At 42.8% G+C, this 12,634-nt stretch carries 11 protein-coding genes and 2 pseudogenes; 10 read left to right on the top strand and 3 right to left on the bottom strand.

Annotation, left to right across the window (positions count from 1 at the left end; translation table 11 throughout):
• Positions 1 to 73 precede the first annotated feature (73 nt).
• On the bottom strand, positions 74 to 478 hold the full coding sequence (locus BLT91_RS11250; RefSeq protein ID WP_090820791.1) for a CBS domain-containing protein: 405 nt from the start codon (positions 476 to 478) through the stop codon (positions 74 to 76).
• Positions 479 to 683: 205 nt separating this feature from the next.
• On the opposite strand from BLT91_RS11250, the pseudogene BLT91_RS32780 reads away from it, so the two are divergent.
• Together BLT91_RS32780 and BLT91_RS11240 are read left to right on the top strand one after the other, a co-directional pair.
• Positions 684 to 912: pseudogene (locus tag BLT91_RS32780) on the top strand (GNAT family N-acetyltransferase); the annotation flags it as partial.
• A 281-nt stretch (positions 913 to 1,193) separates the two neighbouring features.
• Positions 1,194 to 1,961, top strand: coding sequence for a glucose 1-dehydrogenase (locus BLT91_RS11240; RefSeq protein ID WP_090820788.1), 768 nt, complete (start codon positions 1,194 to 1,196; stop codon positions 1,959 to 1,961).
• A gap of 161 nt (positions 1,962 to 2,122) precedes the next feature.
• On the opposite strand, the gene BLT91_RS11235 is transcribed toward BLT91_RS11240, so the two are convergent.
• On the bottom strand, positions 2,123 to 3,379 hold the full coding sequence (locus tag BLT91_RS11235) for a family 8 glycosyl hydrolase (protein ID WP_090820786.1): 1,257 nt from the start codon (positions 3,377 to 3,379) through the stop codon (positions 2,123 to 2,125).
• 223 nt (positions 3,380 to 3,602) lie between these two features.
• Between BLT91_RS11235 and BLT91_RS11230 the strand changes: the two genes are divergently transcribed.
• Entirely contained in the window at positions 3,603 to 5,018 is a 1,416-nt protein-coding gene (locus BLT91_RS11230) for a glycoside hydrolase family 18 protein (protein WP_090820785.1), read from the top strand.
• Between the two features lie 71 nt (positions 5,019 to 5,089).
• The gene (locus BLT91_RS32775) at positions 5,090 to 5,341 is read left to right on the top strand and encodes a glycoside hydrolase family 5 protein (RefSeq protein WP_254776896.1); all 252 of its coding nucleotides are present in this window, start codon (positions 5,090 to 5,092) and stop codon (positions 5,339 to 5,341) included.
• A gap of 284 nt (positions 5,342 to 5,625) precedes the next feature.
• Here BLT91_RS32775 and BLT91_RS11220 read toward each other — a convergent pair whose 3' ends face one another.
• On the bottom strand, positions 5,626 to 6,645 hold the full coding sequence (locus BLT91_RS11220) for a LacI family DNA-binding transcriptional regulator (protein WP_090821196.1): 1,020 nt from the start codon (positions 6,643 to 6,645) through the stop codon (positions 5,626 to 5,628).
• A 353-nt stretch (positions 6,646 to 6,998) separates the two neighbouring features.
• On the opposite strand from BLT91_RS11220, the pseudogene BLT91_RS11215 reads away from it, so the two are divergent.
• The 6 genes and pseudogenes from BLT91_RS11215 to BLT91_RS11190 form a co-directional block, all read left to right on the top strand.
• Positions 6,999 to 7,241, top strand: a pseudogene (locus BLT91_RS11215) (NAD(P)-binding domain-containing protein); the annotation flags it as partial.
• A 12-nt stretch (positions 7,242 to 7,253) separates the two neighbouring features.
• Positions 7,254 to 8,519 (top strand): nickel-dependent lactate racemase, encoded by a 1,266-nt coding sequence (gene larA / locus BLT91_RS11210; RefSeq protein WP_090820779.1) that lies wholly within the window; start codon positions 7,254 to 7,256, stop codon positions 8,517 to 8,519.
• Between the two features lie 79 nt (positions 8,520 to 8,598).
• On the top strand, positions 8,599 to 9,744 hold the full coding sequence (locus BLT91_RS11205; RefSeq protein WP_090820777.1) for a glycerate kinase: 1,146 nt from the start codon (positions 8,599 to 8,601) through the stop codon (positions 9,742 to 9,744).
• Positions 9,745 to 10,092: 348 nt separating this feature from the next.
• The gene (locus BLT91_RS11200) at positions 10,093 to 11,136 is read left to right on the top strand and encodes a multicopper oxidase domain-containing protein (protein WP_090820775.1); all 1,044 of its coding nucleotides are present in this window, start codon (positions 10,093 to 10,095) and stop codon (positions 11,134 to 11,136) included.
• Positions 11,137 to 11,157: 21 nt separating this feature from the next.
• Entirely contained in the window at positions 11,158 to 12,366 is a 1,209-nt protein-coding gene (locus tag BLT91_RS11195; RefSeq protein WP_090820773.1) for a ZIP family metal transporter, read from the top strand.
• A gap of 24 nt (positions 12,367 to 12,390) precedes the next feature.
• Positions 12,391 to 12,570 carry a twin-arginine translocase TatA/TatE family subunit gene (locus BLT91_RS11190; protein WP_090820771.1) on the top strand — a complete coding sequence of 60 codons (180 nt, stop codon included), beginning with the start codon at positions 12,391 to 12,393 and terminating at the stop codon, positions 12,568 to 12,570.
• The last annotated feature ends 64 nt before the right edge of the window (positions 12,571 to 12,634 follow it).

Here is a 12,634-nt window from a genome sequence, read left to right as displayed (position 1 = left end):
TAAATGTATTTGTACTAAACAACTGTTATATATTTTTCAATTTTTACCGATTTTATGTATGCTGCTAAAAATATCAATCGGTTATGTTTCTCACATAATATGCAATGATATCTTTTCGACGAATAATTCCTATGAAAATATTTTCGTCATCTACAACCGGAACAAAATTCTGATCGGCTGCTAACGCCAGCATATCCTCCATATTTGCATTTATTGAAACGGACTCATTATGAATATGCTTCTCGATTTCGCTTACAGACACTTGTTGCATGTTATTAAAATCAAGCCCTGGTGTATTTTTTAACGTCCATAAGAGGTCACCTTCCGACAATGTACCTGCATATTTCCCTTCACTATCAACAATTGGAAGTGCCGTGTAGTAGTGGTTTTCTAATTGTTCTAACGCTTCACGCATGGAAGCTGACAAGGTGATAAATGCAACTTCTTCTTTAGGTAACAGAAAAGAGGCTATTTTCATAGTTGTAAACTCCTTTTCCCTGAAATTTCAATTTACGATACGTTTATTAAAACATAAAATTTCTATTAAAAGCATTGAAAGATGTTTCCATTAAGCAAAAGACATCATGCAGGGAAGCATTCTTTAGTGTTCAATACTTGCTGCATTTAATAAAAGGAAATAAGTTATTGTTTCAAGAATACACTAGAAAATAGTTATTTGCGAGTTACGTAGTGTGCGTCTTGGTACCGTTACATGGTCTGGGAATGAAAGAATGATTAGCTACAAAATCTGGAATGAGTAAAGAAGCCCGAGTGAGGAAAGCGGGAATTGTGCGCGGGGAATATTATGATGCAATAAAAATGGGGATTTTACGAGATGAATGGGAAATACTTAAATTGTGCATCCAATGTTCCAAAGCTCCCCCAAACATCCATTTATTGTCATCGGGATAATAGAAATGAGGGGACACAAACACTTTGAATTGCATAAAGATCAGCATGAACCAAATAACGAAAACACAAAGAAACACTGTAAAGTTTTTCTCATGAGAATCTTCATTCATTGATATTCGAATATTATGTGCCTTATTCAATGGTTTATTCAAATTCAACTAAGTAACTGCTGTGACGAAGCAGCTGCTATTACGATTACGAGCAGAATGTTGAAATAAGGTCATTTTTCAGAAGGAAGATCGAAAACAATTTTATCCAAATTATCAATGGAGGTGATCTGTATGGGGAAAATTGCAGTGATAACTGGAGGAGGTCAAGGCATAGGACGTGCTATTGCCATGGCCTTCGCCATAGAAGGATATGGTATCTCTATTGCGGATGTCGATCAGGATGCTGGCTTGGAGACGATTAAGCTACTGCGTCAACATACGAACGATGCGATGTTCATGAAGTTGGACGTTTCAAGGGAAGAGGAAGTCCGTCATTGGATTGAACTCACGGCCACCGATATGGGCGGAATTGATGTGCTGGTTAATAATGCGGGTATTATGCATAACGCAGATGTATTAGAGCTCGCGGCAGAGCAGTTTCAACGAGTGATTTCCGTTAATCTGGGTGGGGCTTTTCTCTGTTCGCAAGCCGTGGCCCGAATCATGAAACAGAACGGTAAAGGTGGTTCTATCATTAATATGGCGTCTACAAGGGCTTTCATGTCGGAACCCAATACAGAGGCTTATTCCGCTTCCAAAGGCGGGATTGCTGCTTTAACTCACGCTATGGCCATAAGTTTAGGGAGCTATGGAATACGCGTTAACTCTATTTCTCCTGGGTGGATCGAGATTAGAGATTGGCAGTTATCCTCCCGAAAGGAAATTCCAATCCATTCCGAAGCTGATCGAAACCAACATCCGGTAGGCCGGGTCGGGAAACCAGAAGATATAGCCTCTGCTTGTCTATACTTATCCAGCGAACAAGCTGGATTTATCACTGGTCAGAATCTGACGGTTGATGGTGGGATGAGCGTTAAAATGATATACGAAGATGATTAGGGTTCATTAACTGGAAACGAGTAGTTTGATCACGCGAAAAGGGCTTGCTGTAAGATAGACTGTCGAGCAGAGAGCAGCAGACGTAGAATATTATCTACGCAGGCTGCTCTTTTAGGCATGGTTGCAGCTTCCCGGATCTTCAGGGCTTTAATTGCATCAATTTAAGGTTTGGGAAACCACCAATTACCGGATGCTACTAACATACAAAGCAGCTTAATAGAATTCCCGTAATAATCGCTATTCTCAAAGCTGCTATTTTTCATGTGCGTCCAAAGCTTATTAAGCCATTCCTGATTTCTGGAATGAATCATCGCGCTAACGGCAAAAGGAGACACAAAGGCCAGATGATTATTAAATGCTAGTGGCAAATCATCACCATTCAAATAGTAGCCTGCACGAATTTTGCCCGGATCGCCATTTGTTTTCTTTTTGATCCAACTGTTCACCTTTGTGAATTGAGGTACGGCTCTTCGATCCCCAGTCAAGATATAATCCAAAGGGATGCGCCATGTTGTCCTGCAAGCATTCATGTAATAGTCTCCATCATACGGACCTTCCAAAAAGTCAGGGGGAGCGGGCGCAAACTTGCTGTTTCGTTTTACTGCAAAATCAGGTAATAACCCAGTATTCGCGCTGTAACCATGAAAGAGTTGTTTAGTTATGGCATAAGTTTTATTGACGACCCAAGTCCATTTGGAATTACCTGTAGTGATTTGAAAAGCTTTCATGTGTTCAGTCATAAAATCAGAGGGCCGGGTTCCTGGATAATACTTGGGTGTAGTATCCTTCTTTACCCAGTCACCTAGTTTTAAAAACCACTCCTCCTGATTTACATCATTGGTCAATATCGCGTGGATAATCTTCTTTGCTTCGGTTAAGTAATCGATAGTTCCCTTATTTCCCCACTGGTTATGTGCTAACAAAAGAGAATAAGCAATGTCCATATCACCGTCCGTAGCAGATTCGCTGCCTTCAGCATTAATAATGTTTCCGTTTTCATCTTTATTTTGCTTCCACGCCATTAACAAGGGATTATTGGAACTAGGATGAGCTTTGTAAAATCGAAACAACCCTTCATAATAACTTTGGGCATTCGGGTCATAGCCAGCCATAAAAGCGGTAAGAAGCATGCCATGCCCGTGGCTTTCCGATGTTGATATGGATCTCGACTTATATATGTCCTGCCCTTCCAGATTGTAATAAACATAATATTGATCTTGGTTCGTTGGATTTTGGATGAGATAACTCGACTTCCAACTGTCATATAAATCTTTGACAGCCTGATCCAACTGTGCTTGGTCAACGTGATTGGGTTTAATGGTCCCAGCTTTATATTTCGTATGTTGTGGAAAAGGTTTCTTTGCTTTAATCGCACGTGCCCTGAAGCCAAGGAAGCTTTGCCAGTTTTTAATATTCATTCCTAAAACCTCCCGAACCGCATAATATCATGAAATTATTATGAGTCTGGTCAGGAATTAAGAACAGGTTATTTCATACCACCGGCACAAAACAAAGGCAGAAATAAGAAATAACTGGAATGCAGAGTAGGATACCATGATATTGGGTGCTCGCCTAGAACACTAGAGACATTAGCGGAATAAAGTACCTATAGAAGTTTAAAATGATAGCGAGGTATAAACGGTGCAAATTCATGTGGTGCAAAGAGGAGAGAACCTTTGGCTGATTTCTGGTCGGTATGGTGTGAATGCTAATCGGATTATCACCGTTAATGAGCTCCAATTTCCCGATCGTTTAGTCATTGGTCAGGCATTAGTCATTCCAGCGCCTTATCCCGAATACGTGGTCCAATTAGGAGACACGCTTGGAACGATTGCTGGCCGTTTCGGCATCACCGTAGAGGCCATTGCTCGGACAAATTTAATAAGCGATGTCACGCAAATTACGCCTGGTCAATCATTAATCATACCGGTTTTGTACCATGCCGTGCGACCGGGTGAGACACTTTGGGCGATCGCCCACCGTTACGGCGTTACTGTGCAGGACATCATACAAGTAAATCGGATTACAAATCCATTGCTTATTTATCCGGGTCAAAACTTGAAAATCCCCGAGAAACAGAAGCCGATCATCGATGTAAATGGTTACACCAATGTATACGGAGAAGTGGCTGCAGGGCAGGTTCGGAAGGATGGGATGCATCTAACGTACTTATGCCCTTTTGGTTATCGTATTCAGGACGATGCCAGCTTGACCCCCATTGATGATGATAAACTCATTGAAGCCTCATATGCGAATCGTGTAGTTCCGGTGATGTCGATTACCAATTTTTCCGCTACGGAAGCCGGATCGAAGTTGGCACACACCATTTTATCCAGTCCCGAATTGCAAAATAAGCTAGTGACCAACATCTTAACGATCATGGAAAACAAAGGTTACCTTGGTTTAAATGTTGATTTTGAGAATGTTTATCCAAGCGATCGAGAGTCTTATAATCAATTTCTTCGACTTGCTGTTCGCAGGCTGCATGAGAAAGGTTTTTTTGTATCCTCTGCCCTTGCTCCTAAAACCAGTTCAGAGCAAAAGGGTTTGCTCTACGAAGCTCACGATTATGCGGCTCATGGAGACATTGTCGACTTTGTCGTTCTCATGACGTACGAGTGGGGATACCGATTCGGTCCTCCTCAGTCCATATCCCCCATCAACGAAATACGACGCGTTCTCGACTATGCGGTCACCGTTATTCCTAGAAATAAAATATTTATGGGCTTTCAATTATATGCACGCGATTGGCTGCTTCCTCATGTAAAAGGACAACAGGCAGAAACATTTAGTATGCAAGAAGCTGTTCGCCGAGCCGTTCAACATTGGGCGGAGATCAAGTACGATCGGCTGTCACAAACGCCATATTATCGTTATGTGGATGAAAAACAACGTACACATGAAGTCTGGTTCGAGGATGCAAGAAGTGCCCAGGCCAAATTCGAACTGGTAAAGGAATATAACTTGAGAGGGGTCAGTTATTGGGTACTGGGTTATCCGTTTCCGCAAAACTGGGCATTACTCGAAGATAATTTTGAAATACGTAAACTCATTTAACCGTTTTGAATATAGAGGCCAGAATCGTGAAAAGTGGTTTTTGCTTGATCTAAATCTAACAAGTACATTTCTTGAACGAACCGGTTAGTAATAATAGCAACCTGTCCATTAGTCAGATGTATGACCGGCTCTACAAGGCAGTACGTGCTATTGACCCTGATCATATGATTTATGTTGAAGCATTTGGCTACTGGAACAACATCGTTTCGCTATCGACCTACGGTTGGACGAAACTTATCAGGGCTAGAAGCGCTCAATGTATCGTGGACCAATTGGACCTACAAAGTACAGGTGGCGGGAATTGGGGCCTTTACCAAAACTAACTAACTTAATTCTCAACAAATTATTTCCAATCAAACACAACCTTACAGAATATCTTCAAAGCATATTCAAACCTTGCCGGGACGTCCAGCATCAAAGCGGTAACGAACAACAATTATGTAACTGCTGAGAACGCTGGTGCTAGTCCGCTGATTCCGAACCGTACATCTGTGGCTGGTTGGGAGAAATTCATTCTGGTGAATATTGCTGATGGTACAGTATCGTTCCTTTCTATGGCGAATAACAAATTAATAAGAATTGAACATGCAAAAAAATGGGCAGGGTATCATTCCTGCCCATTTTTATTATAGTCGGAGGAGCCGCGGATCAGCAGTTCAGAATCCACTTTAAAAACGCGATTCTCCGCGTACTCGTTCTCATTCATCATGTCGATTAATTTCTCGACGAGCAGCGCACCCATGGTATATTTGGGCTGATTTACAGTGCTTAACGGAGGGGTGATATATTTACTGATTCGATTATTATCTACCCCGACTACAGCTAGCTGCTTCGGGATTTGGATACCAAGTTCCGAACATGCCCGATATACGCCAAGTGCGATCTCGTCATTTGCTGAATAGACAGCAGTAAATGGTATCTTTTTAGCAAAAAGCCGCTTAATAGCTTCATATCCGCCTGTTTCATTAAAGTTGCCGTTTTCAATTAATTCGGGATGAAACGGAATTTGATGCTCTCTTAAAGCTTTCAAATAACCTTCTAAACGATCATAACTGTCAACAGCGTGGGCAGAACCGTTAATGAATGCGATCTCTCGATGGCCAAGTCCCACTAGATGGCTTACAACCTGCATTGAAAATTTGACATTATCGGTTATGATACAGGGGATTCGGTCATGATCAATCTGCTTTCCAACAATACCAATGGTATACCCATGATTTGCAATATTTAAGATGAATTCGTTAGCAAGCATGGGTGCAACCATGATGACGCCGTCGATGGTACGCGTGGTTAACAAATTCAAGAATTCAAGTTCTTTTTCTTCATTATTTTCGGTATCACAAATAACCACTTTATACTTTTTGGAATAAGCGATGTTCTCAATACCCTTAATGATTTCGGAAAAGTAGGAGTTGCTGATATCAGGAACAATCACCCCTATTGTCATTGTTTTTTGCGAACGAAGATTTTTTGCAGCGGCATTGGGTTGATAACCGAGCTCGTTAATGATTTTCATGACTTTCGCTCTTGTTTTAGGCGTAACCTTGCTGCTGTCATTGAGAACGCGTGAAACTGTAGCGGGAGCAACTCCTGCTCTGGTGGCGACGTCGACGATTTTGATTTTTATATCCATGAGTATCAACCTTCTATCCAAATTAAACACATCGAGTGATTTGCTACACCAAGTATAAGTTAGATTGAAATCGATTTCAACAAATGCATGCAGATACCTTGAGAATCAACACTTTCCTTAGATATCGCTTCGGCATAATCAAAACCTTGTTTTCCATGATATGTTCGAGATGAACGGAATTGGTGTGGAAAAGGGCAATCGGATGGAAGTGTTGCTGCAGATGCTTGGGGTGAGATAATGCGTCATGTGAATGCCCATCAAAAGTGCCTGTTTTCTAACGTGAAGATATCCTATAGAATATGCAATAGGAAGAATAAGTGGACACCCATTAAGGAGGATTATAGGGAATGGGAACAATTAGGCAGAATGCTGCTATAGGTTTCATCGGTACGGGAGTTATGGGAAAAAGCATGGCCAAAAATTTGATTAGAGCAGGGTATAAGCAACAAATATTCAGTCGGACCAAATCCAAAACAGAAGAACTGCTGGCATTAGGCGCAAAGTGGCACGACTCACCAGGGGCTTACCTTATCGACATGACGACTTCCAGCCCGATGCTAGCCAAGAAAATCGCTCAAGTAGGCCGGAAGGAAGTGATTTGAATGGAGACATTCCTCCAGTATGGGAAAGATGTTCTGAACATCAGAGTGCCCGACCATTCGACGGTGATCGAACCTGCTCATCTCGAAGGGCTCGCGGATGAAAAAAATGCTGTTTTGGCAGCTTTGCAGCATCCGATCGGTCTGCCACCGCTGCGCAGCATGGTGAAGCCATCGGATAAAGTGGCTATCGTCATCAGCGACATTACGCGTCCGACGCCCAACCATAAGCTGGTGCCGTGGCTGCTTGAAGAGCTGAATCACGTGCCGCCGGAGAATTTTGTCATCATAAACGGTACGGGGACCCATCGTGACCAGACGAGACTAGAGTTCGAGCATATGTTGGGCAAAGATGTAGTCGATCGTATTCGGATTATTAATCATCATTGCCATCGCATGGATGAACTGGTGAAAGTGGGGCGAAGCTCTTTCGGGTGTGATGCATATTTGAATAAAGAGTATACCGAAGCCGATTTCAAAATTGTTACGGGTTTTATCGAGCCTCATTTTTTTGCCGGATTCTCGGGTGGTCCGAAAGGAATCATGCCTGGAATTGCCGGCATAGAGACGATATTGACGTTTCATAACGCCAAAATGATTGGCGACCCGCTTGCCACTTGGGGCCAGATGGAGCGAAACCCGCTTCAGGAGATGGCTGAAGAAATTAATCGGATGTGCAAGCCCGATTTCATGTTGAACGTCACCTTAAATAAGGATAAGGAAATTACGCAGGTGTTCGCCGGCGAATTGTTCGAAGCCCATAGACAAGGTTGCGACTTCGTTAAGGAGCACGCGATGATCCCAGTTGAGAAGCGGTTCGATGTTGTAATTACGTCCAATTCCGGCTATCCGCTCGACCAGAATTTGTACCAAGCTGTCAAAGGCATGAGTGCCGCACATAAGATTGTACGGGAGGGTGGCACGATCATCTGTGCCTCCGAATGCTCGGATGGTATTCCGAACCATGGTAATTATGCGGGTATTTTGCAGATGCGCAAGACACCGCAAGAAATTTTGGAGCTCATCAATGATCCCACCTTCTCGCATTTCGACCAGTGGCAGGTGCAAAAGCAGGCTGTTATTCAGGTGTGGGCGGACGTCTTCGTCTATTCGTCGCTTCCCGATTCGCTAATCGAACAAGCGATGCTCAAACCAGTTCGGGACATTCATGCAACGCTAGAGCAGTTAAAGAAGAGATACGGTGAAAGGATGACGGTTGCCGTGTTACCATTGGGACCGCTTACAATTCCTTATATCCGAGGAGAGTAGGCTCCATTGTTAGAAGTTTTCCGCACTCGATTGCAATTATTGTCGTTATGAAGCTAAAGGAAAGAAGGAGTCTAGTGAAATGAAGGTTGTTATCGCTATTGATTCGTTCAAAGGCAGTGTATCGTCGCTGGAAGGAAGCGAGGCTATCGCATTAGGGATAAGGGATGTATACCCAGATTCCAACATTGTCATTCTTCCGCTCGCTGACGGCGGGGAAGGTACGGTCCAAGCCCTCGTTACAGCCACTGACGGACAACTCAGAACCGTTCAGGTGACAGGTCCGCTTAAGAAACCGATCCAGGCTGCATATGGCATTCTCGGAAACGGGCAAACCGCGGTTATCGAAGTGGCCGCTGCTTGCGGTTTGCCGCTTGTTCCCATTGAAAACAGGAACCCGTTGTTTACGACGACCTTCGGAGTCGGAGAACTTATTCTTGATGCAGTTCGGCAGGGATGTCGCGAATTCGTGATCGGGCTCGGCGGAAGCGCTACGAACGATGCAGGTATTGGGATGCTTCAGGCGTTGGGCTACCGCTTTAGAGACGAAGGGGGAAACCTTGTCGGAGAAGGCGGTGAAGCTTTGCTTCACATCAGCAGCATCGATACTGATCATGTTTGCTCAGAGTTGGAGCAATGCATATTTAAAGTTGCATGCGATGTCAGTAATCCCTTACATGGACCTGACGGTGCCGCTTATGTTTTCGCACCACAGAAAGGAGCGGACTCTGCCATGGTTATGACATTGGACGAAGGGTTAGCTCGTTTCGCTAATGTCGTGTTTCAAGATCTTGGGATTACAGTTCAGGACATTCCTGGAGGCGGAGCTGCCGGGGGACTGGGTGCCGCCTTTTCCGGTTTTTTGAAGGGTGAGCTTCAATCGGGTATCAGACTGGTGATGGACGCGCTCGGTATGGAAGATAGGCTAATTGGAGCCGATTTGGTGATAACTGGGGAGGGAAGGCTAGATGGACAAACGTCCATGGGTAAAGCTCCACTAGGTATTGCTCAAATGGCACAAAAACAGGGGATTTCAGTCATCGCCTTGGCTGGAGGGGTTTCAAAAGATGCATCTGTATTAAACGAGCTTGGCATCACGGCGTATTTTCCAATTGTAAGTGGTCCAATGACGCTTAAGCAGGCCATGGATCAAGATGAAACGCGGGATAATTTGAGACGAACTATGCAGCAATTGTTCAGAATGATCCGAGCATTCAAGATTGATTGAATCAAATCATAATTGTCCAACACACAAATTTTCGTATATGGTTACATAATTTATGACAAGAATATAGTCCGATTAATATCCGCCTAAATGGCGGCTTTTTTATTTTAACGGGCAGGTTTGGGAATAACACTTGTGCTGATCATTTTTTGTTAACTTATACGACAATATAAAATAATTTTTTTTTAGGGAAAATGGGTTTACAAACCATGCCTTAAGGCATATAGTAAAGTTATCAGTGTTTCCTTCGGCAAACTTTTTGTCCCATTGGAAACAAAAAAATTTACCTAAAATGTTTCCCTCATGCAAAAAAATTGTAAATAAGCAATAATAAAATAGGAGGACATGGCGATGATCCGTAAACCGGGTGAGAAGGTATCAAGGCGTAATCTTTTGAAGATGGGATCCGCTGGGGCTTTTGCAGTCATTGGCAGTGCTTTACTGAATCCATCATCTTTATTTGGTAAATCAGCATTAGCGGCTGATAAGCATGACATTCATAATGCAATGAAAGAGCAATTACATGAAGGAATGAAGCATGGTTATGTTCCGAGTACTGCTGTAACTGAAGGTTTTAAAGCAGCACAGAAAGCACTCAATTCATTCGATTATGGAAAGGTAAGTAAACTTCCTGACGGAAAAACCTTACGGGAGTACGAAATTACATCCTATGAAACTAACGTCGAGATCGCAAAAGGGATCAAGTTTCCCGGCTGGACATTCAACGGCACTATACCTGGACCCACTATTCGTTGTACAGAAGGAGATATCCTCCGAGTTAAGTTTACGAATGCAACGAGCCATCCACATTCTATCCATTTTCATGGTATGCATCCTACCAATATGGACGGATTAGAAGCCGTTAATTCAGGTGGTTCTTTCACTTATGAGTTTGAGGCAAAGCCAGCTGGTATGCATGTATACCATTGTCATGTTGCTCCTCTCGCCAGACATATTCATAAAGGACTTTATGGTAATTTCATCATTGATCCGAAGAAACCAAGAGCTGTTGCAAAAGAATTCAACATGCTTATGAATGGCTATGATCTTGACCTAGATGGCGAAAATGAAGTCTACACGGTGAATGGGTACGCATTCGCCTATCAGCAAGAGCCAATTAAAGTAAAGGTCGGGGAATTGGTACGTATTTATCTAAGCAATCTTACTGAGTTTGATCCCATTAATTCTTTTCACCTACACGCTAACTTTTTTAACTATTATGCAACAGGTGCCGATCCTGAAGCACGTCCCCATTTTACAGATACCATTATGCAATGTCAGGGAGAACGAGGCATTTTAGAAATTGTTTTTCCGACTCCTGGGCGATACATGTTCCATGCCCATCAAAGTGAATTTGCCGAGCTTGGTTGGATGGGCTTCTTCATAGCTGAGTAATAAAGGAGGCGAAAGAGTGCGATGAGTATCAATGTTCAAAACGAAAATAAGGTTTCTCCAATCAATTTCAAAGCTATCTTATGGGGAATTCTCCCACTGATTTTGCTAATTGCTATTATTACAACGATTGCAAAAGTGGGTACAGGAATTGAGAGTGAGCCTGCAGCTCCAATTGAAGTCCTGAATGTGGAAAAAATCACGCTAAATTCTGAAGGAATTCAAGTTAAAGTTCTAAATTCAGGACCGGAGGAAATAACCATTGCTCAAGTCGTTGTTGATGGGGCCTTTTGGAATGCAGATTTTTCACCAAGTGATACTTTAAAAAGATTTGAACAAGGAACAGTAAAAATTCCATACCCGTGGGTTCAAGGAGATCCACATGAAGTTAAACTAATCACCTCGAATGGTTTGATATTTACTGGTGAAGTGGCTGCGGCAGCTGCAACACCTGAACCAAATGGAAAGCTTTTTTGGCAATATGCATTAATAGGATTCTACGTGGGGGTTATTCCTGTAGGGCTAGGACTATTGTGGTATCCATTTTTACGTAGATTTTCAGTTAAAGGCATGCATGCTATTCTTGCATTGACGATAGGACTTTTGTTCTTTCTTGTGATTGATACCTTTGAAGAAGGATTTGAAATGGCTTCGGAGGCTCCAGGCGTATTTCAAGGTACCGGCTTAGTGTGGTTTGGTGCACTGCTGAGTTGTCTCTTCTTGATAGCGGTGGATCAGTCTAATGAACGTAAACTAAGTAATACTTCTTTAGAGGGAAGAAGGGTATCGGGCAAAATCGCCACAGGTATTGGTCTTCATAATTTTGGGGAAGGGCTTGCCATTGGATCTGCTTTTGCGGTCGGAGAGGCAGCGTTGGGAACTTTCTTGATCATCGGTTTTACCCTTCATAATATCACGGAGGGCGTGGGAATTGCTGCACCGTTACTTAAGGATCGGCCCAATTGGAAAACCTTTGTCACATTAGCCTTGATAGCCGGCGGTCCAGCCATTATTGGAACGTGGGCAGGGGGATTCATATTTAACGATACTTTAGCGGCGCTATTCTTCGGTATTGGTGCTGGTGCTATCTTACAGGTCATTTATGTTATTTCCAAAATGATTCTTAAAGAATCCGAGAAAAGAGGTCTTTCTCCTGTTTCTTGGTTAAATTTTGGAGGATTAACTACAGGAATTCTTATTATGTATGTGACTGCTTTGTTGGTTAAATTTTAATTTGGAAACGGGTGGGTGATCATCATGCTATCAGGCATTGGCGTTTTAGGTATTATCCTTATTTTCGCAGTTGCTTTACTTTTATTCGGTCCTTCTAAGCTTCCGCAGTTAGGCCGTGCATTCGGTACAACGATTAAGGAATTTAGGCAAGGAACGAAGGGACTGTTAGAAGAAGATACCAAAGAAAAGCAGATAGAACAGTGAATAAAAGACCAATCCACTGTGGATTGGTCTTTTATGTTATATTATCTAAGACTATACGTTTTCG

The sequence above is a fragment of the Paenibacillus sp. yr247 genome (assembly GCF_900103825.1).
Taxonomy (GTDB): Bacteria; Bacillota; Bacilli; order Paenibacillales; family NBRC-103111; genus Paenibacillus_E.
Note: the sequence above shows the minus strand (reverse complement) of the source record. Positions and strands in the feature narration are given on the sequence as shown.